This is a genomic window from Rhizobium sp. NFR07, from assembly GCF_900111905.1.
Classification (GTDB): Bacteria; Pseudomonadota; Alphaproteobacteria; order Rhizobiales; family Rhizobiaceae; genus Neorhizobium.
The window spans coordinates 392,977-416,193 of sequence record NZ_FOKM01000003.1 but is presented as its reverse complement, the minus strand read 5'-3'; the positions used below and the strand labels follow the sequence as shown (position 1 = coordinate 416,193).

Below are 23,217 nucleotides of genomic sequence, written 5' to 3'. Positions count from 1 at the left end.
GTGGCGGCGTAGAGCCCGAATCTGAGATGGGCCGGAATGCCGCCGGGATTAGATGGCTCGATCTGATTGGGCCTATGCGCCCGGTTCATGAATGGTTTCCTCTGGGATAAGTGCTGGTTACGGCTTCGCGCTCTGCTGTCCCATGGGTGGTGCGTGTCAGCTCGCCGTGGCAAAGCTCTGCCGGCGCAGGGCGGCGAGATCGTCGAGTATGCGGTCGGGTTCTTCGTCCATCGGCATGTTCGCCGCATCACGGATCGCATCCAGCCCGTCGGGTGCATCGGCGGCCAGCGTCGAGAAAAGCGGTTCGAGATCGCCTTGCGCCGGACCCGTCTCGGCAACCAGCTCGAATGTCTTGTTGCGCGCGGCATCGCATGTCAGGCTCGCGACCAGAACCTGGGCGATCTGCCTGCGGGAGATGACGCCGTCCTGTGGCGTGCCGGACTGCCGTTCGTCGCCCTGCAGCAGCACGAGCTTTTCCTGGTCGGTATCATTGTAGTCGAACCAGCCGGGGCGGACGATCGTGTAGGCATGGCCGCTGGCGCGTACCAGCCTTTCGGCGCGGCGTTTCCAGTCATGGGCCTCGGTCGAGCGATTGTAGCTGCCGGTGCGGTTGGTCACGCCGATCGCGGTCATCAGCGCGATCCGTACCTTGCGTGGTCCGAGCGCCGTGAGCAGGTTGCGCACACCGCCATAATCGACCCGTTCGGAGCCGAGCTTGCCGCCACCGTTCGAACCATGGGTGAAGATGATCGCATCGGCACCTTCGACGGCCATGTCGAGACCGGCCTTTTCCGTCAGGTCGCCGATCGCGAGGTCAATGGCATCGCCAAGCATCCGTCCCTTGCGGGTATCGCGCACCAGCGCTCTTACGGCATGGCCGCGGGCGAGCGCTTCGGCGACGACATGGCGGCCTATACTGCCGGTCGCACCGACGACGAGTATTCTCAGTCGCTGCTGGGTCATGACGTTATTTCTGTTCGGTTTTCGGGGAGGAGGTGACGAGCCAGGCGCAGAGCACGCTGCCAATGCTCATGACGGCGATGACCCAGCCCAGCGGCCAGGGCGTGCCGTCTGCGAAGGCGCCGACCAAGCCGGAACCTGCGATCCCGCTGCCATACTGGATGGCACCGACGAGCGCCGAGACGGAACCCGCCTGTTCGGGATAGTCCGCCATGGCGCCGGCGATCGAATTTGCGACGATGAAGCCGGTCACCGAAACGAATACCAGCAGCGGCAGGAACAGACCCCAGAGGCCGCCCAGATCCGAATAGGCGTTTATCGCGAGCACGATCCCCGCCAGCATCGCGACAAGCGTTCCGCCCATCAGGATGCGGTCCATGCCGAAACGATGAACGAGCCTGGCATTGACGAGGTTGGTGATGACGATGCCGATGATGCCGGCACCGAAAAGCAGGCCGTAATATTCTGCCGGCACGTGATGGTAGGTGATGAAGGCAAACGGCGTGCCGGCGATATAGGCATACATGCCCGAATAGAAGAACGCTCCGGCGCCGGCGTAACCGATGATCTTCCTGTGAGCGAGCAGGTTCGCGTAGCGGCGGAAGGCGCCGATCAGCGGATCGGTGCGTCGCCGTTCAGCGGACAAGGTCTCCGGCAGCGAGAACAGCCCGGCCAGCGCCAGAAGGCCAAGGACGACCAGCGTCCAGAAGATCGCCCGCCAGCCGGAAATGGCATCGATCTGGCCGCCGATGATCGGAGCGAGCAGCGGCGCAATTGCCATGACGGCGATCAGTGTCGAGAGCATCTGCGCCGCGCGCGGTCCGTGGTAGAGGTCGCGCACCATGGCGCGCGACAGGACGACGCCCGCGCAGGCGCCGAGCGCCTGCAGGATGCGCCAGGCGATCATCGCCTCCACGCTCTGCGACAGGGCGCAGCCGGCCGAGCCGATGACGAACAGCACGAGGCCGATCGCGACGGGGACCCGCCGGCCATACTTGTCGCTGATGGCGCCCCACAGAAGTTGCCCGAGGCTAAAGCCGATCAGGAAGCCGGAGATCGTATATTCCACCTTGCCGGCATCTGCGCCCAGTTGGTCCGCCATGCTCGGCATTGCAGGCAGGTAGAAATCCGTCGAAATCGACGCAAATCCCATCAGCGCGCTGAGAATGGCCAGCACATGCCAGCGTCCCGCATGGCGCGAGGACGTGTTGCCGGCATTAGAAGGGGCGGACATGATCTGGGCGTCGGATGACATTGGCTTGGAACTTCGACTTGGGAGTAATTTCGCGAAGGGCGGGAAGAGCTTTGCTCCCCGCCCGATCCTTGAATGAAAAGTGACCGGATCAGAGCCCGGTCGTCTTCAGAAGGTGCTCGGGATAGCGCTCACCCTCGACCTTGATCTCGGCTGCTGCCTTCTCGATCCGGGCAAGCTCGGCCGCCGAAAGCTCGACCTCGACTGCGCCGAGGTTCTCTTCCAGCCTGTGCAGCTTCGTCGTTCCGGGGATCGGCACGATCCAGGGCTTGCGCGCGAGCAGCCAGGCGAGCGCGATCTGGGCCGGCGTACCGTCCTTGTCGTCGGCAATCGCCTTCAGGAGATCGACCAGTGCCTGGTTCTTCTCCATCGCCTCGGGTGTGAAGCGCGGCAGGTTCTTGCGGAAGTCGCCCTCGCCGAGCTTTGTGTCCTTGCTCATCGCGCCGGTGAGGAACCCCTTGCCGAGCGGGCTGTAGGGCACCAGCCCGATGCCGAGCTCTTCGCAGGTGTCGAGAATGCCGTTCGTCTCCGGCCCGCGGGTCCAGAGCGAATATTCGTTCTGCAGCGTCGTCACCGGCTGCACCGCATGGGCTCGGCGTACTGTCTGGGCGCCCGGTTCGGACAGGCCGAAATGCTTCACCTTGCCGGCCGCGATCAGGTCCTTCACCGCACCGGCCACGTCCTCGATCGGCACGTTCGGGTCCACCCGGTGCTGGTAGAAGAGATCGATCACATCCGTGCCGAGGCGCTTCAGGCTCTCGTCCGCAACCGTCTTGATATGCTCCGGCCGGCTGTTGAGGCCCGCCTGCTTGCCGTCGATGATGTTGAAGCCGAACTTGGTGGCGATGACCACACGGTCCCGCACCGGCTTCAGCGCTTCGCCGACCATCTCTTCGTTGGTGAACGGACCGTAGACCTCCGCCGTATCGAAGAAGGTCACGCCGCGATCGACCGCCTGGCGGATCAGGGTGACGCCTTCCTGCTTGCTGACCTTGCTGGCATAGCCGAAATCGAGCCCCATGCAGCCGAAGCCGAGGGCCGACACTTCAAGACCTGCCTTGCCGAGAATACGCTTTTTCAACTTAGCTCTCCTTCACGAGTGACGGCGAGCCGAGAGGCGCGGCCGGCCGGAATCCTTGGCGGCCTCCGCTGTTCAACAGCCGATCAACTCGTCGTGGGAGGAGATTTAGAACTGGCTTGTTAATCCGATTAGATGCTAAGTTTCATATGAACTTATATCTGGAATTCATGAATGAAGCGGGATGAATTGGGCGATCTCGTCGCCTTCCTCACGGTTGCGGAAGAGCGGAGCTTTACCCGCGCGGCGGCACAGCTCGGCACGTCGCAATCGTCGCTGAGCCACACCGTGCGCCGCCTCGAGGAGCGGATGGGCGTGCGCCTTCTGACGCGTACGACGCGCAATGTCGTGCCGACGGAAGCGGGCGAGCAGATGATGGAAACGCTGCGGCCCGCGATCAACGACATAAGAAGCCGCATCGATGCCCTGAGCGCCATGCGCCAGCGGCCCGGCGGCACGATCCGCATCACCTCGAGCCGCCTGCCCGCGCAGGCTATCCTGATGCCCAAGGTCAAGCGCCTGATGGCCGACTATCCGGACATCAATGTCGAGATCTCGGTCGAGCAGAAATTCGTCGACCTCGTCTCCGAACGCTTCGACGCCGGCGTGCGCCTCGGCGAAAGCATCGAGAAGGATATGATCGCGGTCAGGATCGGCCCCGAATTGCGGATGATGGTCGTCGGCGCTCCGGATTATTTCGCCCGCAATCCAAAACCGCAGACGCCCTACGATCTGACCGGGCACAATTGCATTAACCTGCGGCTTCCCACCCTCGGCGGACTCTACGCCTGGGAGTTCGAGCGTGACGGCCGTCCCGTCAATGTGCGTGTCGACGGCCAGTTCATCTGCAACGACGTGCCGATGATCATCGATGCAGCGCTCGACGGGCTCGGGCTTGCCTGTCTTCCGGAAGATCATCTGGCTCCGCTGGTTGCCAAGGGCAGTCTGGTGCCGGTGCTGGAGGAATGGTGCACGCCATTCCCGGGCTACCATCTCTATTATCCGAGCCGCAGGCTTGCATCGCCTGCCTTTGCCCTTCTCGTCGAGGCTCTCCGCTATCGCTGACGCCATCAATCCGGCATCACCATCTGTTCAAGACCCGTGATCAGGCCGGAATAGGCCGCTGCGCGTTGCGTAAGTGGCTGATCCTGAATGATTTATGCGACGTCGCAGGCATTGATGAGCTGAAAGTATAGCTGTCATCGATAGCCGGGCGGTAATCGGCAAGATGCCGTGACCCTAGTCTTTTCTGATCAGCAATGGAACCCGACCAGCCGGTTGGAGATTGAACTGCCTTGGCCTCCTGCCTGTCGCGAGGGTTCAGGGCAAGAAGGGAGCCAAGATGTCAATTCCACACGTCCTCGAAATTTCACGGAGGGATCTTATGGTCGGAACCGCAGCCGTTTCCGTCGCAGCCGCAAATGCGGGTGCCAGCGCCCAGGCGCAATCCACCACCGCCACGATCGATCGCCACAGCACCCAGGTCAGCTTCACCGTCAACGGCACCCGCCGCGAGCTGACCGTCGACAACCGCACGACCCTGCTCGACGCGCTTCGCGAACAGCTGGCGCTCACCGGCACCAAGAAAGGCTGCGACCACGGCCAGTGCGGAGCCTGCACGGTTATGGTCGATGGCCGCCGCATCAATTCCTGTCTGTCGCTTGCCGTCATGCATGAGGGCGACGAGATCACCACGATCGAGGGCCTCGGCACGACCAGCGACATGCATCCGATGCAGGCCGCCTTCGTCAGGCACGACGGCTTCCAGTGCGGTTACTGCACGCCGGGACAGATCTGTTCCTCCGTCGCCGTCCTTGAGGAAATCGCGGCCGGCATTCCGAGCCACGTCACCGAGGATCTGGCGGCGCAGATGCAGGTCACCGATGCCGAGATCCGCGAACGGATGAGCGGCAACATCTGTCGATGCGGCGCCTATGCCAACATCATTGCTGCAATCAACGATGTTGCAGGGAGGCCGGCATGAGACAGTTTACCTATGAACGCGCCACCTCGGCTGCATCGGCAGCCGCGGCTGTGGCGGATAACGGCAATGCGAAATTCATCGCAGGCGGCACCAACCTTCTCGACCTGATGAAACTCGAGATCGAGACCCCGACCCATCTGATCGATGTCAACGGTCTAGGTCTGGACAAGATCGAGGCGACAGAGAAGGGCGGTCTGAAGATCGGCGCGCTGGTGCGCAATACCGATCTGGCGGCCGATGAGAGGGTCCGTCGCGACTATGGCGTGCTGACCCGCGCGCTGGTGGCCGGCGCCTCCGGCCAGCTGCGCAACAAGGCGACCACGGCCGGCAACCTGCTGCAGCGCACGCGCTGTCCCTATTTCTATGATACCAACCAGCCTTGCAACAAACGCCAGCCGGGCAGCGGCTGTTCAGCGATCGGCGGCGTCACCCGCCAGCTCGGCATCGTCGGCGTTAGCGACCAGTGCATCGCCACCCATCCGAGCGACATGGCCGTGGCCATGCGCGCGCTCGACGCCACGGTCGAGACCGTCAAGTCGGACGGTGTGACCCGCAGCATCCCGATCGCCGATTTCCACCGGCTACCGGGCGACACGCCGCATATCGAGACCGCGCTGGACCAGGGCGAGATCATCACCGCGGTGACCCTCCCGCCGCCGGTTGCGGGTCGTCATGTCTACCGCAAGGTCCGCGACCGGGCCTCCTACGCCTTCGCGCTCGTCTCGGTGGCAGCCATCGTCAGGCCGGACGGAACCGGACGCGTCGCCCTCGGCGGCGTCGCCCATAAGCCGTGGCGCGTCGAGGCGGCCGAGGCCGACATGCCGAACGGTGCCGCCACGGTCATGCGCAAGCTGCTCGACGGTGCTCGCACCACGGAAGAAAACGAATTCAAGGTAACCCTCGCCGAGCGCACGCTCGCGGGCATCCTCGAAGAGACGAAGGGGTAAGCCATGCGTTTCGATACACCCGCGACAAACAACCCGATCGACCAGATGAAGGTCGTCGGCCAGGCGATCACCCGCATCGATGGCCCGCGCAAGGTCACCGGTACCGCCACCTACGCCTATGAATGGCACGATGCGAGCCTAAAGGCGGCCTATGGCTATCCGGTCGGCGCTGCCATCGCCAAGGGCCGCATCTCGTCGATGGATGTCCAGGCCGCTCGCCAGGCACCGGGCGTGCTCGCGGTCGTCACCGCCGAATCGGCCGGCAAACTCGGCAAGGGCAGCCTGAACACCGCAACTCTCATGGGCGGGCCGGAGATCCAGCACTATCACCAGGCGATCGCCGTGGTGGTGGCCGAAACCTTCGAACAGGCCCGCTCCGCCGCCCAGCTGATCAAGGTGGACTATGTCGAGGCACCTGGCGCTTTCGATCTCGCCGCCGAGATGGAAAATGCCGTGAAACCCGAAAGCGGCGATCCGGACAGTGCTGCCGGCGACTTCGGCCCCGCCTTCGAGGCCGCCGCTGTCAAGCTCGACGAGCGCTACACAACGCCCGACCAGTCCCATGCGATGATGGAGCCCCATGCCTCGCTCGCGGTCTGGAACGGCGACGAGCTGACGCTCTGGACCTCCAACCAGATGATTGCCTGGAACAGGGCGCAGATCGCTGCCACGCTTGGCATGGAAGAAGACAAGATCCACATCATGTCGCCCTTCATCGGCGGCGGCTTCGGCTCGAAACTCTTCCTGCGCTCCGATGCGCTGCTGGCAGCACTCGGCGCCAAGGCTGCCGGACGGCCGGTGAAGCTGGCATTGCCGCGCCCCTTCCTCATGAACAACACGACGCACCGTCCCGCCACCATCCAGCGCATCCGCATCGGGGCTGGGCAGGATGGCAGGATCACCGCCATCGGCCATGAAAGCTGGTCGGGAGATCTGCCCGGCGGCGGCCCGGAGGCGGCGGTGATGCAGACGCGGCTGCTCTATGCCGGCCAGCACCGGATGACGGCGATGCGGCTCGCCACCCTCGACCTGCCGGAAGGCAATGCGATGCGGGCCCCGGGCGAGGCTCCAGGCCTGATGGCGCTCGAAATCGCCATGGACGAGATGGCCGAGAAGCTCGGCATCGATCCGGTCGAATTCCGCATCATCAACGACACGCAGGTCGACCCGGAAAAGCCGGAAAAGCAGTTCTCGCACCGCCAGTTCGTCGAGTGCCTGCGCCTAGGCGCTGAACGATTCGGCTGGGAGAGACGCAACCCCACTCCGGGCAGCGTCCGCGACGGCCGCTGGCTGGTCGGCATGGGCGTTGCCTCCGCCTTCCGCAACAACCTGGTGATGAAGTCCGGCGCCCGCGTCAGGCTGGACCGGGAAGGAGTGGTCACCGTCGAGACCGACATGACCGATATCGGCACCGGCACCTATACGATCATCGCCCAGACGGCGGCGGAAATGATGGGTCTGACGGTCGACAAAGTGGCGGTCAATCTCGGCGATACCCGCTTTCCCGTTTCGGCCGGTTCCGGTGGCCAATGGGGCGCCAACAGCTCGACCGCCGGCGTCTATGCCGCCTGCGTCGCACTGCGTGAAAAGATCGCCCAGAAGCTCGGCTTCAACTCGACCGACGTGACGTTTGCCGATGGCGAGATCCGCTCCGGCAACCGGGCCATCTCGCTGGCGCAGGCGGCGGGCGATGACGGCATCACCGCCGAGGACACGATCGAATACGGCGATGTCTCCGAGGAAAAGCAGCAGTCGACCTTCGGCGCTCATTTCGTCGAGGTCGGCATCGATGCCTATACGGCGGAAATCCGCGTTCGCCGCATGCTCGGCGTCGCCGCCGCCGGCCGCATCCTCAACCCGATCACGGCGCGAAGCCAGATGATCGGTGCCATGACCATGGGCGTCGGCGGCGCCTTCATGGAAGAACTCGCCGTCGACAAGCGCCGCGGCTTCTTCGTCAACCACGATCTCGCCGGCTACGAAGTGCCCGTCCACGCCGATATCCACGACCAGGAGGTGATCTTCCTCGACGAGACCGATCCCTATTCCTCGCCGATGAAGGCCAAGGGCGTCGGCGAACTCGGCCTCTGCGGCGTTGCAGCTGCCCTCGCCAACGCCGTCCACAACGCCACCGGCGTGCGTGTCCGCAACTATCCGGTCACACTCGATAAGATCATCCGCGACCTGCCGCGGATCGGGTAAGTTTGGGATGTGCGCATCGCGGGAAGCGGTGCGCACGTTTGTTCCTCGCCCGGCGTGGGGCTCGGCGCAGGGGCTGGCCAGAGGCAGCAAAGCTACGTAAATTATTCTTCCGGACGCCTTTGGCGTGCGATTTTTATGACATGAAGAGAGAAATTGGCTGGGGAACCTGGATTCGAACCAAGATTAACGGAGTCAGAGTCCGTCGTTCTACCGTTGAACTATTCCCCAGCAGGGAGCGGCCATTGGCCGGCTCATCGGTGTGCGGCGCTTATAGCCAAACCTTTGCGACTTGCAAATACCTTTTTCCGAAATTTTTTCGCAACGTTCTTCGTTGGCCGCCGACCCCGGGCGAGGGGGCTTGCACAGGGGCTGGACGAAGGCCGCACGGGGGATGCAGCCGGTGTTCGACGGATGCTGCGCCCGCCCTTCGAAAAAGGCGGTTGGCGAATGGCGCCCTCGCTGTTATCTTTGGGACAACGAAGCAATCAGACGCCGCAGCGTCCCTTTTCAGGTGGTGCGCGGCGAGATGGACAGAACGACCAATGGACCCCGATAGCGGCCGTGTGCCGCAAAATGGCGGGGCGTCGGCGGCAGAAGGCGGGGCTGGCAAGCCGTCCCGCCGCAGGAAGGGCAAGCGCGGCGGCAAGAACCGTAACGCGTCGGCCTCTCCGCACGCATCATCGGCCCCTTCCGCCGAGAATGCCGCCCGTCTCGAAGCGAAGCAGGATCATCCTGCGCGCAAGCGTAAGCGTCGGCGGTCGAGATCCGACCGTCCCGCCAATCCCGATACGGCTGCCGCGCCGTCGGCCGCACCCGTGCGCGCCGAACAGGACCAGCGTCAGAATTCCGCACAACCCGGTAATGCCGTAAAGGCCAAGGGACGGGACCGCCGCAAGAAGAATCGCGGCGGCCGTGGTCTTCAGGGGCGCCCGCTCGCCCAGGGCCAGGGAAACCAGGGCCAGGGAAGCCAGGGCAGGGGAAATCATGGACACGCTCAGGGTTCCGCCAAGGACGCGCACGCCCGCGATGCGCTGAACGGCGTCTCCCAGCCGGCGCTGCTGCGCGCAAACTCCCCCCATGCGGCGGAGCGCGCCAATGGCGCTGCGATGCCCGGCCAGCACGGTTTCGAGGCGGCACTTCCCTTCCGCGACGATCTTTATGCCGCGCTCGATCTCGGCACAAACAATTGCCGCCTGCTGATCGCCCAGCCGACGCGGCCCGGCCATTTCCGCGTCGTTGACGCCTTTTCCCGCATCGTGCGGCTCGGCGAGGGGCTTGCCGCCACCGGCAGGCTGTCCGCTGATGCCATGGACCGCGCCGTCGAGGCGCTGCGCATCTGCGCGTCCAAGCTTTCGGCCAAGCCGATCCGCAAGATGCGGCTGATCGCCACCGAGGCCTGCCGCGCGGCGGCCAATGGCGAGGAGTTCCTGGCCCGCGTCACGGCGGAAACCGGGCTCGATCTCGAGATCATCGATCGCGAGACGGAAGCCCGGCTTGCGGTCTCCGGCTGCTCGTCGCTCGTCGGCCGCGAGGCGCGCTCCATCGTGCTCTTCGATATTGGCGGCGGCTCGTCGGAAATTGCGGTAATCCGCATCGGCGACAATCGTTCGAGCAGGCTTGCCAACCACATCACCCACTGGACCTCGCTTCCCGTCGGCGTCGTGACGCTGTCGGAACGCCATGGCGGTCGCGATGTCACGCCCGATGTCTTCGAGGCGATGGTGGTCGAGGTCGAGGGCATGCTGGCAAAGTTCGATTGCCCGCCGATCGGCTCGGCCAGACGCAATCCGGATCACGATTTCCACCTCATCGGCACGTCCGGCACGGTCACGACGCTTGCCGGCGTCCATCTAGACCTGCCGCGCTATGATCGCCGCAGGGTCGACGGGCTGTGGCTTTCGGATGCGGAAGTCTCCGCCATGCAGGCGAAGCTTTTGTCGTGGGATTTTGCCGGTCGTGCCGCCAATCCCTGCATCGGTCCGGACCGGGCCGATCTCGTGCTCGCCGGCTGTGCCATCCTGGAGGCGATCCGCCGCCGCTGGCCGTCCAACCGCATGCGGGTGGCCGATCGCGGCCTGCGCGAAGGGCTTTTGACAGACATGATGGCCGATGACGGCGTATGGCGGCGCGGCCGCTCGCGCCGCGCGGCGAACGGCGGTACCGAAGAAGGTTTGAAACGGCGATGACAAAACCACCGGTCGGCATAAACAGAACGGGCCGCAAGCTGGGCCAGAAGGTGAAGAAGGGCAAGCTGAAGGCCTCTTCGCGCCGCTGGCTCGAGCGCCATATCAACGACCCTTATGTCCAGCGGGCGAAGCTCGAAGGTTATCGCGCCCGCGCGGCCTTCAAGCTGCTCGAAATCGACGAGAAGCACCAGATCCTCAAGGGCGCGAAGCGCATCATCGACCTTGGTGCTGCTCCGGGCAGCTGGTCGCAGATCGCCGCCAAGGTGACGAATTCGACGGACGAGGATCCCCGCGTCGCCGCAATCGACTTCCTCGAGGTCGATCCGCTGCCGGGTGTCAAAATCCTACAGCTCGACTTTCTCGATGACAGCGCACCCGAACTCCTGAAGGAAGCGATTGGCGGGGTGCCCAATCTCGTTCTCTCCGACATGGCGGCGCCGACCACCGGCCATCACCGCACCGATCACCTGCGCACCATGCATCTGTGCGAGGTCGCTGCGCATTTCGCCATCGAGGTTCTGGCCGAAGGCGGTCACTTCCTGGCGAAAACCTTCCAGGGTGGCACGGAAAAGGATCTGCTCGACCTGCTGAAGAAGAATTTCAAGCAGGTCATCCATGTGAAGCCCGCCTCGTCGCGGCAGGAATCGGTCGAGATGTTCCTGCTCGCCAAGCACTTCAAGGGCCGCCGTGCCGCAGAGACTGATAGCGAGGGCGAGGACGAAGCGTCCGCGCTCTGATCCTTACTCGCCTGCTTCCGGCTGCACGACGCGCATTCCGCGGCGGTGGCCGGAAACCTCGGCTCCTGTCAAAGGGTCGAGATTGAAGATCGGCACGATCGAAAACACCGAGACCGTCGCCACGATCAAGAAGGCGATGTGGAAATCGGCAAGCTGCAGATGCGTGCCGGAATACGCCGACGACATTTCCAGGATGAAGGCCGCAAAGGCCACGCCGAGTGCTAGGCTGACCTGCTGCATGGCGGATGCCATGGACGTCGCCTGGCTTGCCAGCTGATCGGAGATTTCCGAATAGCCGAGCGCATTGGCGCCGGTGAAGAACAGCGAGCGGAAGAACCCCGCCACCAGCAGCGAGCCGATGATGAGGATATGCGGCGTCTCGGGCGTGAAGAAGCCGTTGACCGCCGTCATCGCCGCTCCGAGCAGGCCGGCCAGGAGCAGTGCCGTGCGGAAGCCGAGAAGCGAAAACAGCCGCCGGGCCAGGAACTTCACCGTCAGCGCGCCGATGGCGCCGGCGAATGTGATGAGGCCTGACTGGAACGGATTGAGCCCGAAACCGAGCTGTAGCATCAGCGGCATCAGGAAGGGGATGGCGCCGGTCGCGATGCGGAACAGCGTGCCGCCGCTCGTCGATGCCCGAAACGCGCGATCGTTGAAAATCTTCAGGTTGAGGATCGGGTGCGGATGCCGCCGGGCGTGACGCACATAGAGGAAGGAGGCGACAAAGCCTGCGATCGTGGCGCTGATCCCCACGGCCGGTGGCAGGGCAGGCAGGCCGATCACCGATAGCCCGAAGACGACGCCCGAAGCGGCGACCGAGGTCAGGAAGAAACCCATCCAGTCCAGCCGCTCGGTTGCCATCGGCGGCACGTCCGGCAGGTGGACACCGGTCAGATAGATGCCGGCAAGTCCGATCGGCACGTTGATGATGAAGATCCAGTGCCAGGAGAAATAGGTGGTGATGAACCCGCCGATCGGCGGTCCCGTCAGCGGCCCGACCAGCGCCGGGATGGTGAGCAGTGCCATGGCGGAGACGAGATCGCTGCGGCTTGTGGTGCGCAACAGCACGAGACGCCCGACTGGCGTCATCATCGCCCCGCCCATCCCCTGCAGGAAGCGCGACAGTACGAACTGGATCAGCGAATCCGATATGGCGCAGAGCACCGAGCCGATGACGAAGACCAGGATCGCCAGCCGGAAGATCTTCTTCGCCCCGAACTTGTCCGACATCCAGCCGCTGATCGGAATGAACATGGCGAGCGCCACCATGTAGGAGGTCAGCGCCAGCTTCAGGGTGATCGGGCTGACACCGAGATCGAGAGCGATCGTCGGCAGCGCCGTGGCAATTACGGTGGAATCCATCTGCTCCATGAAGAGCGCGACGGCGAGGATGAGGGGAATGATGCGGTTCATTGAGACGGATGCCATGGGATGACAGGCCCGGAAAGAAAGAGGTGAGGGCGGTGTAAACCTCTAATGCCCGTCTGCCAAGGACGATCCTGCGCTTTCTCGTTCTGGTGTCACGTCTGCGTGAAATGCGGCTTTTCCACCCGCCGCGTCGTCTACTTTTCTCGCCGGCGCGTTAGATAGGCGTGGCAAAACGATCTGTCGCGAGGGATTTGGGATATGGTTGAAAAAGGTATCGGAAGACGAACATTACTTGGTACGGCAGGTGTCACCATCCTCGCCGCCCCGGCAATCATCGGCAATCGGGCAGCATTTGCCCAGGACAGCACAAAAGCGAGTAGTGAATTGGCAATCGATCGTGTCACCCCACCCGACATTCACAAGTTCAAGGTCGGCGGTTTCCAGGTTCTCGTCGTCAAGGACGGCGCGCGTCCGTCCGGCGTGCCCAATGAGACCTTCGGCACCAACCAGTCGGCCGAGACCGTCGGCGCGCTGCTTGCCGAAAACTTCCTGCCGACCGACCAGTTCGTCAACAGCTTCTCCCCGACGCTGATCGATACCGGCAGTGACGTCATCCTGTTCGACACCGGCTTCGGCAAGGCCGGCCACGCCATGGGCGCGGGTCGCCTGGTGGAAGGCATGGCGGCTGCGGGCTACATGCCGGCGGATGTCACCAAGGTTGTGCTCACCCACCTTCACGGCGACCATATCGGCGGCCTGATGGAAGACGGCAAGCCGGCCTTCGAGAATGCCAGCTACATCACCGGCCAGACCGAATACGACTTCTGGACCGATGCCGCCCGCGCCGGCACGCCGGCCGAAGGCAACCAGAAGGCCGTGCTTGCCAACGTCAAGCCGCTCGCCGAAAAGATGACCTTCATCGGTGACGGCGGCGAAGTCGTCCCCGGCATCACCGGCATGCTCGCCGCCGGCCATACGCCCGGCATGCTGATCTTCAACGTGGAATCGCAGGGCAAGCGCCTGATCCTGACGGCCGATACCGCCAACCACTTCGTCCTGTCGCTGCAGCGCCCGGATTGGGAAGTGAAGTTCGACATGGACAAGGCCGCTGCTGCTGCGACGCGCAAGAAGGTGTTCGACATGATCGCCACCGACAAGGTCGCCTTCCTCGGCTACCACATGCCGTTCCCGGCTGTCGGCTACGCGGAGAAGCAGGAAACCGGCTACCGCTTCGTCCCGAAGAGCTACCAGTTCGACATCTGACGAGAGCTCACGGCTGAATTGCGAGCCATGCAAACCCGGAGGGGCAGCCCTTCGGGTTTTTTCTGTTCCCTTCCTGTCATGAACGTGTTACCAGCCCTCGCCAACTTCCATGTATTTCATGCAGAAGAAGCCGGACAGGGATTTTCCCTTTCCCGGAGGATTCTGCCTATTCAACCGAAGGAATTGGCAATGGCTCGGATCGTAATCTCGGCAACCGGCGCAGAAGCGCTTACCTTTGACGATGTCCTCCTTCAGCCGGGACACTCGGAAATCATGCCGGGGCAGACCAATATCTCCACCCGCATCGCCAAGGACATCGACCTTTCGCTGCCGATCCTATCTTCGGCCATGGACACCGTCACCGAAAGCCGCCTGGCTATCGCCATGGCCCAGGCGGGCGGCATGGGCGTCATCCACCGCAATCTGACCCCGATCGAGCAGGCCGAAGAGGTCCGCCAGGTCAAGAAGTTCGAAAGCGGCATGGTCGTCAATCCGGTCACGATCGGCCCCGACGCGACGCTCGCCGAAGCCCTCTCGCTGATGAAGGCGCATGGCATTTCCGGCATCCCGGTCGTCGAAAACGGCGGCCGCCCGGGTCGTCTGGTCGGTATCCTGACGAACCGCGACGTTCGTTTCGCTTCCGACCCTTCGCAGAAGATCTTCGAACTGATGACGAAGGACAACCTGATCACGGTCAAGGAAAGCGTCGAGCAGAGCGAAGCCAAGCGCCTGCTGCACTCGCACCGCATCGAAAAGCTGCTGGTGGTCGACAATGAAGGCCGCTGTATCGGCCTCATCACCGTCAAGGATATCGAGAAGTCGCAGCTCAACCCGAACGCCGCCAAGGATGCCCATGGCCGCCTGCGCGTCGCTGCCGCCATCTCCACCGGGCCTGATGGCGTCGAGCGCGCAGAGCGCCTGATCGAAGCCGGCGTCGACGTCATCGTCGTCGATACCGCCCATGGCCATTCCCAGAAGGTTCTGGATGCCGTTGCCGCCACCAAGCGCATGTCGAACTCGGTTCGCATCATCGCCGGCAATGTCGCGACGTCTGAAGGCACCAAGGCACTGATCGATGCCGGTGCTGATGGCATCAAGGTCGGCATCGGTCCGGGCTCGATCTGCACCACCCGCGTCGTTGCAGGCGTCGGCGTGCCGCAGCTCGCAGCGGTGATGGCTTCGGTTGAAGAAGCCAACAAGCACGGCATCCCGGTCATCGCCGATGGCGGCATCAAGTTCTCGGGCGATCTCGCCAAGGCCATCGCCGCCGGCGCTTCGGCCGTCATGGTCGGCTCGCTGCTCGCCGGTACCGATGAAAGCCCGGGCGAGGTTTACCTTTACCAGGGCCGTTCCTTCAAGGCTTACCGCGGCATGGGTTCCGTTGGCGCCATGGCCCGCGGCTCGGCAGACCGCTACTTCCAGGCGGAAGTGCGCGACACGCTGAAGCTCGTGCCGGAAGGCATCGAGGGCCAGGTCCCCTACAAGGGGCCGGTCTCGGCCGTGCTGCACCAGCTCGCCGGTGGCCTAAAGGCCGCCATGGGCTATGTCGGTGGCAAGGACATCAAGGACTTCCAGGACAAGGCGACCTTCGTGCGCATTTCCGGCGCCGGCCTGCGCGAAAGCCACCCGCATGGCGTGACGATCACCCGTGAAAGCCCGAACTATCCGGGTGCCAGCTCCTGAGGTCTCTGAACCTCTTCAGCATATTTCCGGCCGGGCAGAAATGTCCGGCCGTTTTGTTTCTGGTCCGTCTTCAGCTTGGGCACCACCCCGGCGTCATGGCCAGGATTACCAGTTACTCCGGGGAGTAGCAGACCGCCTGCAATTTGTTGCCATCAGGATCGCGGACATAGGCGGCGTAGTAGTTCGGGCCGTAATGCGGTCGCGGACCCGGTGACCCCTCGCTGGTTCCGCCGCAGTTCAGCGCATGGTCGTGGAAGGCATGGACCTGCGATCTCGTTTCGGCAATGAAGGCAACGTGCGTTCCGTTGCCCCATGTCGCCGGGCGGCCATCCTCCGGAGTGTAGATGTAGATGGTCGGCATCTGGCCATCCCGCTCATAGGCAAGCGGCTTCTCGGGCGGTTTGGGCAACCGGGCAAAGCCGATAGCTCCCAGAACCGCGTCATAGAATGTTGCCGATCGAGCCTTGTCGTTGGTTCCCAAGGTGATGTGGCTGATGATGGACACTGAAACTCCCCCGGTTCTTCTGTAAGCGCCGTTGTCTCCAAAGCATTCAAAGGCTATTGCTCTTCGCATTATTAGGAGACCCCATGCTTTCCACCAATGCAACGCTCTGGCCGATGATCGCCCATGCGGCGCTCGTCTTTTTCCTCTACTGGCTTCTGTCTGTAAAACGCACCTTCGCGGTAACGCGCGGCAGCGCCAAGGCCAGCCAGTTCCGCGAGAACCGCGAGGAGCCGCCGGAAAGCCTGCTCGTTCATAACAGCATCAAGAACCAGTTCGAACTGCCCGTGCTCTTCTATGCCGTCAGCCTGACGCTCTATGCCTCGACGGCAGACAATTGGGGAACGGTCGCGCTCGGCTGGCTTTTCGTCGTCTCCCGCTATGTGCATGTCTGGGTGCACCTGACCAACAACCGGCTGCGCTACCGCCGCCCGGCCTTCCTCGTCGGCTTCTTCACCCTGATCCTGATGTGGATCTGGCTTGCCGTCTGGCTGGCGCTCAACTGATCCCTGTGGGTCGGGGCAGGCTTTCACGAACACGTGTAGCTTCCCCGGCCTCCATTGGCTGTAGGCTTCGTTCGGAATTCCGTCCGGACGAGGAGCCGAGCAATGGAAAAGGAAGGCAGCGGGGAAACCCCGAAGATCACCCAGGCGATGATCAGCGCCTATGACGAATACACCCATCTTCATCTCGATCGCCGCAAGTTCATGGAGCGGCTGAGCGTGCTTGCGGGCTCCGGTGCTGCGGCAGCTGCGATTGCCCCGATGCTCGCCGCCGATGGCGCGAGGGCTGAGATCGTGCCGGATACCGACGATCGCCTGGCGATCGAGGACGTTACCTTTCCCGGCACCAAGGGCGTGATGATGAGGGGCTATCTGGTGCGCCCGAAATCGGCCACCGGCCCGCGCGGCGGCGTCATCGTCATTCACGAGAACCGCGGCCTCAACAATCATATCAAGGATATCACCCGCCGCATGGCGCTAGAAGGCTTCAACGCGCTGGCGGTGGATTTCCTTTCGCCGCTTGGCGGCACGCCGGCAGACGAAGATCAGGCCCGGCAGATGTTTTCCACCCTCGATGCCGTGGACACGGCCGCCAATGCCGAAGCGGCCCGGACATATCTTGCCGGCATCGATGGCGCCAACGGCAAGGTCGGCGCCGTCGGCTTCTGCTGGGGCGGCGGAACGGTCAACAATTTCGCCGTCCATTCGCCCGACCTGAATGCCGGCGTGGCCTATTACGGTGCCCAGCCGAAAGCCGACGATGTTCCGGCCATCAAGGCGCCGCTGATGTTCCACTATGGCGGCCTCGACGAGCGCATCAATGCCGGCATCCCCGCCTATCGCGAGGCGCTGGAGAAGAACGGCAAGACCTTCGAGATTTTCGTCTACGAGGGCGTCAACCACGCCTTCAACAACGATACGTCTGCCGCCCGCTACGACAAGGCCGCCGCCGATCTCGCCTGGAGCCGGACCGTCGAGTTCTTCAAGAAATATCTGTCCTAGACGACGGCTGCTTTCGGCTGAGCGGGGCCTGCGGTGCCGCCTGCCGGCGGCGCGCAGGCTATGATGGCATCGGCGAGCGCCGCCATATCCTCGGCGCGGCTGCTGGACCTGCGCCAGATCAGCCCGATCTCGCGCGAAGGTGCCGGGTCGGCAAAGGGCACGATGCGCAGGTTGTTGCGGGCAGTCTCGGATGAGATCGCCATTTCCGGGATCAGCGTCATCCCCATGTCGTGGGACACCATCTGCAGCAACGTCGCCATCGAGGTGGCGCCGAAATTGACGAGGCTGCGCCGTCCGGCCGTGCCGCAGACGGCCAGCGCCTGATCGCGCAGGCAATGGCCCTCCTCCAGAAGCAGAAGCCGCTCGGCATCCACCTGCGCTTCGGTCAGCGGCGAGGTCAGGATATCGCGATCATTATCCGCCACCGCCATGAAGAAGCGGTCGGAGAACAGCACCCTCGATTCGATATTGTCCGCTTCGACAGGCAGCGCGGCGATGACCGCATCCAGCCTGCCGTCGGCCAGTTCCGCGACCAGCCGGTCGGTCACCGCCTCCTTCAGCTCGATCTCGATTGCCGGAAAATTTTCCCGCAGATGCGGCACCAGATGCGGCACCAGATAGGGCGCGACGGTCGGTATGATGCCGATGCGGATCAGCCCGCCCAAAAGCCCGCCGCGCTCGCGCACCGTCTCCTCCAGCCGTTCGACCTCGCCGAGGATGATATGGATGCGCCGCAACACCTCCGCCCCCTTCGGCGTCAACAGCACGCCCGCGCGGCTGCGCTCCACCAGCTTGATGCCGAGATGATCCTCCATCTCCATGATCTGCGAGGACAAGGCCGGCTGGCTGACATGCACCAGCGCCGCCGCCCGCCCGAAATGCCGCGTCGTCGCCAGCGCCTCGAAATAGCGCATCTGCCGCAATGTCAGCATGATAGGTTTTCCTGATTGAAAATGACCAAGGTCGCTGCTGGAAATTATGAGACGGTACCCCGTCGTTCAAGTGCAAACCTGCGGGTTGTTTCAACGATCGTCCGTGTCGTCGCCCTATTGGGTCGCAGGTTTGTCCGATCTTTGAGGATCTCCCGGTGTGGAGGATGATGCCTGTTCAGGGTCGCTATAGGGAAGTCCGCCCTCTTCGTGGGCAATCTGCCGCAAAAGGCGCTGGTTTGCGCTGCGCGTCATGCCGGGCAGGAGGAAGAGATCGATGATGAACCAGGCGAATACCGGCGCGAAGATGCCGAAAAACAGATAGGTATGCCCCAGGGTGAAGACAGTGAGAAACAGAAGGCAGGTCAGCAGCGCCTGGATGTTGCCGGAACGGCGGTAGCCCAGATAGCGCCGGTGTGACCCTAGCCATCCGTGTCCGTATCGTATCTGTCTGTAATATGCGTGCGATAAGGATTTCCGCTCTTCAAGATAACGCGGATGCGTTTCGTAGGAGCGAACGATCTCGTCCTCCGCGAAGGCTGGCTTGCGGCTTTTCGTGCGAGGAAATCTCAACAGTCGCTCCCAGGGAGCCTCACCATCCCGTCATCACCTGGCCCGATCGTGCCCGCGGCTGGCGGGCAAAGCCTTTCAGGTCGCCTTCCAATTCTTCCGGCACGGCGGCCGGCGAGATGTTGTCGAGGCAGGCGGTGATATGGTCGGTGATCGCGTTCATCAGCGAGACGGAAAGTCCCGGTCGCTTCATCAGGCCGATCTGCACCGGCGGCAGGGGCGGAAAACCGTCGGCGGCCGTCAGCACCTTCATGCCCGGGCGCAGCGCCGATTCCGGCAGGACGGATACCGCCATGCCGGCAAGCACCGCGGCCGCGACCACGGTGGAGGACCAGCTGGTGAACAGCACCTGATATTCGCGCCCGTCGGCATCGAGCGCCGAGCAGGCAAGCTGCCGCCACAGACAGTCGCGGCGCCCGACGGCGAGCGGCACCGGCGCGTCGTCCTTCAGCGGATGGTTGGCCGATGCGACCCAGCAGAGCGGCTCGGTGCGCACCACGTCGGACATGCGCTGGCGCGGATTGTGGGTGACGAGCGCGATATCGAGCTCGCCGCGCGCCATCTTCTCGCCGAGGCTGACCGAGGGTTCGCAGACGATATAGAGCTCGACATTGGGATGGGTCTTGGCGAACCGCCCGATGATTTCCGGCATGTAGCGGTCGGCATAATCGTCCGGCGTGCCGATCCGGATCGTGCCTTCAAGGCGGTTGTCGTCGAAGGCGGCGATCGCCTCGTTGTTGAGGCGGATGATCCGGCGGGCATAGTTCATCAGCTTCTCGCCCTCGGCCGTCAGCCGGTTGCCGCGCCCATCCTTTGCGAACAGCTGTTTGCCGATCCGCTCCTCCAGCCTGCGCATCTGCATGGAGACGGCCGATTGGGTCTTGAACACCCTGTCCGCAGCCTTGGTGAAGCTGCCGGTGTCGATGATGGCGATGAAGGTATGCAACTGGTCGATGTCGAGAGGCGCAGACATGGCGGTCATCCATCAGTGTGTTTGATGATGATCATTAAAAACATTCGTTGGACTGATCAATAAGATTCGCCGATAACGTGTGCAATTCTAAAAGAAAGGCGTTCCTCGCAGCAGCGTCCATGCATCCGAAAGGATGTGTAGGTCACGCGCAGGCATCCGGAATGCGCAGCATCACCTGACAATCCGACCGCATCCGTTGCGGCTGGAAAGTCTTACCCGTGCCCGATGAAAGGATATTCCGATGAGCACGACCGAATGCGGAACCGAGATCAAGCTTGTTCAGGCCCGGGGCGTCGGCTCCGTCGTCTCTGCCCAGACCATTATGGCCACGACCATGCTGGTGCGCATCAAGTCCGCATGGCGTGCCTTCCGCAATCGCGTGGCAGCGAACCGACTTTCGGACTTTGACGATCGAATGCTCGACGATATCGGACTTAGCCGCCGTGATGTCGTCGCAGCACTCGATCAGTCCGGCGCGCTGGACGATCCGTCCCTGCTTCTGGCACGGGCGGCCCGCGAACGCGCCCGCACGCGGTTCAAGCGCCCCGCCAGACGCTGACCGCGTGCCTCAATTCGGCATCTGACGATTTTCCCCGCAGGGTGATAGCCAATAACCCTGCCCCTTGCCCGGCCGGACGATCCGCGCCGGGCTTTTTTTATGTGGTCGGTTGGTGGAGAATTGGAAGCTTGCGCAAGCCTGGCTTTTGGCGCGACGGCCCGCCCCACTCTCCCTCATCCCTGTGACGAGCACAGGAATGAGGAGAGGAAGCGCATGTCCGCGCCAGCCATCTTGCCTTTAATTAATACTGGTAATCTTTGAACGCCGGCTCGACCGACCCGTTCCAGCGGCCGTTGAAGAGCGAGAGCAGGTCTTCCGCCATGGTCGCCTTCTTCGCCAGCACTTCTTCGAGCGGCTGAAGGAAGATGCTTTCGTCCTGGCCTTCGCCGTTCAGCCGCGCGCGCGACTTGAGGCCGGCTCTGGCGATCGAGACGGCATCGCGGGAAACGTCCAGAACCGAACGGCCCTTGATCGTCGCCTTCAGACCTTCCGCCGGCACGGCGTCGCGCATGGCGGTAACGTCCTCGAAGGTCCAGTCGGCGGTCAGCGTTTCGGCATCGGCAAGCGCGGCATCGTCATAGAGCAGGCCGACCCAGAAGGCCGGCAGGGCGCAGATGCGGCGCCACGGACCGCCATCGGCGCCGCGCATTTCGAGGAAGCGCTTTAGGCGAACGTCGGGGAACAGCGTCGATAGGTGGTTCGTCCAGTCGCCCATGTTCGGCTGCCAGTCGGCAACCTCGCCCTTCAGCGCGCCATCCATGAACTGGCGGAACGTGACGTGGGTGCAGTCCTTGTACTTGCCGTCGCGGACGATGAAATACATCGGCACGTCGAGCGCCCATTCGACATAATCATCGAAGCTGAAACCGGCGTCGAAGACGAAGGGCAGCGTGCCCGAGCGCTGGTTGTCGGTGTCGCGCCAGATGTCGCCACGCCAGGAGACGAGCCCGTTCGGGCGGCCTTCGGTAAACGGCGAAGAGGCAAACAGCGCCGTCGCGATTGACTGCAGCTTCATCGACACGCGCATCTTGCGCGCCATGTCTTCTTCCGACGAGAAGTCGAGGTTCACCTGGATCGTGCAGGTTCGGTACATCATGTCGAGACCCTTGGTGCCGACCTTCGGCATGTAGCGGGTCATGATGTCGTAGCGGGATTTCGGCATGCGCGGGGTCTCGGAAAGAGACCATTTCGGGCTGCCGCCAAGGCCGAGGAAGCCGATGCCCATCGGCTCGGCGATTTCCTTCACCAGCGCAAGGTGCCGGTTGGATTCGCGACAGGTCTCGTGGATCGTCTCCAGCGGCGCGCCGGAAAGTTCGAACTGGCCGCCGGGCTCGATCGAGATCGCCCCCATGCCGGACTGTTCGCCGAGCCCGATGATGTTGTCGCCGTCCATGATCGGCTCCCAACCGAGCTTTTCCTGCATGCCCTTCAGGAGCGCGGAAATGCTGGCCTCGCCGTGGTAAGGCACGGGGCTGTTATCCTTGCGGAAGAAGGCGAACTTCTCGTGCTCGGTGCCAATACGGAATTTGTCTTTCGGGCGCGAGCCCTGTGCCAGATAAGCGGAAAGCTCGGACACCGAGGAAAGCGGTGTCTGGTCGGTCGTATCACGCGCCATGAAAATTACCCTGGTCGAATGCCTTAGTCTGGACGCCGCATCTGGGTGAAAGATGCGGAGGAACGTCCGGCTGCTTGAACCGAATTCATCTGCTGTGCAAGCGAATTTGTTTCAAGATCATTTCAGAAATACTGGCGCAGTGTTGCAGCCGTGTTCACTGCCAGTCGCCGATTGCCGCCTGGATGACGGCAAGCGCTGCAACCGCAGCGGTATCCGCCCGCAGGATACGTGGTCCGAGCGGGATGGCGGTGACGAAGGGCAGCGAACGCAACAGTGCCCGTTCTTCTTCCGAAAAGCCACCTTCCGGCCCGACCAGAAGCGCGAGCTTCCGTTCACTAACTCCGGCCAGAACCGGCAGCGGGTTCTGACCCTCGTCGCCCTCGTCGCAGAAGATGATGCGCCGGTCGGCCGGCCAGCGCTCGAGCACACCTGCGAGCTTGCGCGGCTCGGAAACCTCGGGGATCGACAATATGCCGCACTGCTCCGCCGCCTCGGCGACATTCGCGCGCAGACGGTCGAGATTGGTGATCTTGCCCTGCACGTGCTGGGTCATCACCGGCTGCAGAACGCCGGCGCCCATCTCAACAGCCTTCTGCACCAGATACTCCAGCCGGCCGACCTTCAGCGGCGCGAACAGATAATGCAGGTCGGAAGGCTCCGGCTGCGGCCGCGTCTGCTCGGTCGGTTCCAGTACGATCTTCTTGCGGCTCGGGAAGGTCACCTCGGCCAGCCACTCGCCGTCGCGCCCGTTGAACAGCAGCACGTTTGCCCCGGCCTCGAGCCGCAGCACGTTTGCGAGATAGTTGAACTGCTCCGACGAAACCTCGTGCTTCGTGTGAAGCGCGAGTGGAGTATCGACGAAAAGCCGTTGCAGGCGAAAATTGGCGCGCACTGATCTCAATCC

At 63.2% G+C, this 23,217-nt stretch carries 21 protein-coding genes and 1 tRNA gene; 11 read left to right on the top strand and 11 right to left on the bottom strand.

Annotated elements, in window-relative coordinates:
* Positions 1-156: 156 nt before the first annotated feature.
* The 3 genes from BM216_RS08960 to BM216_RS08950 all read right to left on the bottom strand — a co-directional run bounded on the left by BM216_RS08960 (position 157) and on the right by BM216_RS08950 (position 3,293).
* Positions 157-963: an SDR family oxidoreductase gene (locus BM216_RS08960; RefSeq protein WP_092998118.1), complete on the bottom strand. Its 807-nt coding sequence runs from the start codon at positions 961-963 to the stop codon at positions 157-159.
* A gap of 4 nt (positions 964-967) precedes the next feature.
* Positions 968-2,215 carry a multidrug effflux MFS transporter gene (locus tag BM216_RS08955; RefSeq protein ID WP_092998115.1) on the bottom strand — a complete coding sequence of 416 codons (1,248 nt, stop codon included), beginning with the start codon at positions 2,213-2,215 and terminating at the stop codon, positions 968-970.
* Between the two features lie 88 nt (positions 2,216-2,303).
* Entirely contained in the window at positions 2,304-3,293 is a 990-nt protein-coding gene (locus BM216_RS08950; protein WP_092998112.1) for an aldo/keto reductase, read from the bottom strand.
* A gap of 171 nt (positions 3,294-3,464) precedes the next feature.
* On the opposite strand from BM216_RS08950, the gene BM216_RS08945 reads away from it, so the two are divergent.
* The 4 genes from BM216_RS08945 (at position 3,465) to paoC (ending at position 8,423) form a co-directional block, all read left to right on the top strand.
* Entirely contained in the window at positions 3,465-4,355 is an 891-nt protein-coding gene (locus BM216_RS08945; RefSeq protein WP_092998109.1) for a LysR family transcriptional regulator, read from the top strand.
* A 277-nt stretch (positions 4,356-4,632) separates the two neighbouring features.
* Positions 4,633-5,274 (top strand): aldehyde dehydrogenase iron-sulfur subunit PaoA, encoded by a 642-nt coding sequence (gene paoA, locus BM216_RS08940; RefSeq protein ID WP_092998106.1) that lies wholly within the window; start codon positions 4,633-4,635, stop codon positions 5,272-5,274.
* Positions 5,271-6,221: an FAD binding domain-containing protein gene (locus tag BM216_RS08935; RefSeq protein ID WP_092998103.1), complete on the top strand. Its 951-nt coding sequence runs from the start codon at positions 5,271-5,273 to the stop codon at positions 6,219-6,221. The genes paoA and BM216_RS08935 overlap by 4 nt, the downstream gene beginning before the upstream one ends.
* Before the next feature lie 3 nt (positions 6,222-6,224).
* Positions 6,225-8,423, top strand: a complete 2,199-nt coding sequence (gene paoC / locus BM216_RS08930; RefSeq protein ID WP_092998100.1) for an aldehyde oxidoreductase molybdenum-binding subunit PaoC — start codon at positions 6,225-6,227, stop codon at positions 8,421-8,423.
* Positions 8,424-8,577: 154 nt separating this feature from the next.
* On the opposite strand, the gene BM216_RS08925 is transcribed toward paoC, so the two are convergent.
* Positions 8,578-8,651 (bottom strand) — tRNA-Gln (locus BM216_RS08925).
* A gap of 314 nt (positions 8,652-8,965) precedes the next feature.
* On the opposite strand from BM216_RS08925, the gene BM216_RS08920 reads away from it, so the two are divergent.
* Positions 8,966-10,609: a Ppx/GppA phosphatase family protein gene (locus BM216_RS08920; RefSeq protein ID WP_092998097.1), complete on the top strand. Its 1,644-nt coding sequence runs from the start codon at positions 8,966-8,968 to the stop codon at positions 10,607-10,609.
* The gene (locus tag BM216_RS08915; RefSeq protein ID WP_092998094.1) at positions 10,606-11,346 is read left to right on the top strand and encodes an RlmE family RNA methyltransferase; all 741 of its coding nucleotides are present in this window, start codon (positions 10,606-10,608) and stop codon (positions 11,344-11,346) included. Before BM216_RS08920 ends, BM216_RS08915 begins: the two co-directional genes overlap by 4 nt.
* A gap of 3 nt (positions 11,347-11,349) precedes the next feature.
* Here the strand turns inward: BM216_RS08915 and BM216_RS08910 are convergent, their stop codons facing one another.
* The gene (locus tag BM216_RS08910) at positions 11,350-12,759 is read right to left on the bottom strand and encodes a DHA2 family efflux MFS transporter permease subunit (RefSeq protein WP_092998091.1); all 1,410 of its coding nucleotides are present in this window, start codon (positions 12,757-12,759) and stop codon (positions 11,350-11,352) included.
* A gap of 213 nt (positions 12,760-12,972) precedes the next feature.
* Between BM216_RS08910 and BM216_RS08905 the strand changes: the two genes are divergently transcribed.
* Together BM216_RS08905 and guaB are read left to right on the top strand one after the other, a co-directional pair.
* Complete coding sequence (locus tag BM216_RS08905; protein WP_092998088.1) at positions 12,973-13,977, top strand: MBL fold metallo-hydrolase; 1,005 nt, start codon at positions 12,973-12,975, stop codon at positions 13,975-13,977.
* A 189-nt stretch (positions 13,978-14,166) separates the two neighbouring features.
* Positions 14,167-15,660 carry an IMP dehydrogenase gene (guaB, locus tag BM216_RS08900; protein ID WP_092998085.1) on the top strand — a complete coding sequence of 498 codons (1,494 nt, stop codon included), beginning with the start codon at positions 14,167-14,169 and terminating at the stop codon, positions 15,658-15,660.
* 112 nt (positions 15,661-15,772) lie between these two features.
* On the opposite strand, the gene BM216_RS08895 is transcribed toward guaB, so the two are convergent.
* Entirely contained in the window at positions 15,773-16,165 is a 393-nt protein-coding gene (locus tag BM216_RS08895) for a VOC family protein (protein ID WP_092998082.1), read from the bottom strand.
* Between the two features lie 83 nt (positions 16,166-16,248).
* Here BM216_RS08895 and BM216_RS08890 point away from each other — a divergent pair, with 83 nt between their 5' ends.
* Both BM216_RS08890 and BM216_RS08885 read left to right on the top strand, forming a co-directional pair.
* Positions 16,249-16,668 (top strand): MAPEG family protein, encoded by a 420-nt coding sequence (locus BM216_RS08890; protein ID WP_092998079.1) that lies wholly within the window; start codon positions 16,249-16,251, stop codon positions 16,666-16,668.
* 102 nt (positions 16,669-16,770) lie between these two features.
* Positions 16,771-17,667, top strand: coding sequence for a dienelactone hydrolase family protein (locus tag BM216_RS08885; RefSeq protein WP_092998076.1), 897 nt, complete (start codon positions 16,771-16,773; stop codon positions 17,665-17,667).
* On the opposite strand, the gene BM216_RS08880 is transcribed toward BM216_RS08885, so the two are convergent.
* The 3 genes from BM216_RS08880 to BM216_RS08870 all read right to left on the bottom strand — a co-directional run bounded on the left by BM216_RS08880 (position 17,664) and on the right by BM216_RS08870 (position 20,139).
* Positions 17,664-18,599 carry a hydrogen peroxide-inducible genes activator gene (locus BM216_RS08880; protein ID WP_092998073.1) on the bottom strand — a complete coding sequence of 312 codons (936 nt, stop codon included), beginning with the start codon at positions 18,597-18,599 and terminating at the stop codon, positions 17,664-17,666. The two genes, BM216_RS08885 and BM216_RS08880, sit on opposite strands and share 4 nt — an antisense overlap.
* A 114-nt stretch (positions 18,600-18,713) precedes the next feature.
* Positions 18,714-19,169, bottom strand: coding sequence for a TM2 domain-containing protein (locus BM216_RS08875; RefSeq protein ID WP_092998070.1), 456 nt, complete (start codon positions 19,167-19,169; stop codon positions 18,714-18,716).
* Between the two features lie 19 nt (positions 19,170-19,188).
* Complete coding sequence (locus BM216_RS08870) at positions 19,189-20,139, bottom strand: LysR substrate-binding domain-containing protein (protein WP_092998067.1); 951 nt, start codon at positions 20,137-20,139, stop codon at positions 19,189-19,191.
* A gap of 241 nt (positions 20,140-20,380) precedes the next feature.
* Here BM216_RS08870 and BM216_RS08865 point away from each other — a divergent pair, with 241 nt between their 5' ends.
* A complete protein-coding gene (locus BM216_RS08865; protein WP_092998064.1) occupies positions 20,381-20,698 on the top strand; it encodes a DUF1127 domain-containing protein in 318 nt (105 codons plus the stop codon).
* Between the two features lie 241 nt (positions 20,699-20,939).
* Here the strand turns inward: BM216_RS08865 and BM216_RS08860 are convergent, their stop codons facing one another.
* Together BM216_RS08860 and BM216_RS08855 are read right to left on the bottom strand one after the other, a co-directional pair.
* A complete protein-coding gene (locus tag BM216_RS08860) occupies positions 20,940-22,313 on the bottom strand; it encodes a glutamate--cysteine ligase (protein ID WP_092998061.1) in 1,374 nt (457 codons plus the stop codon).
* A 154-nt stretch (positions 22,314-22,467) separates the two neighbouring features.
* Positions 22,468-23,205, bottom strand: a complete 738-nt coding sequence (locus BM216_RS08855; RefSeq protein WP_092998058.1) for a 16S rRNA (uracil(1498)-N(3))-methyltransferase — start codon at positions 23,203-23,205, stop codon at positions 22,468-22,470.
* Positions 23,206-23,217 lie beyond the last annotated feature (12 nt).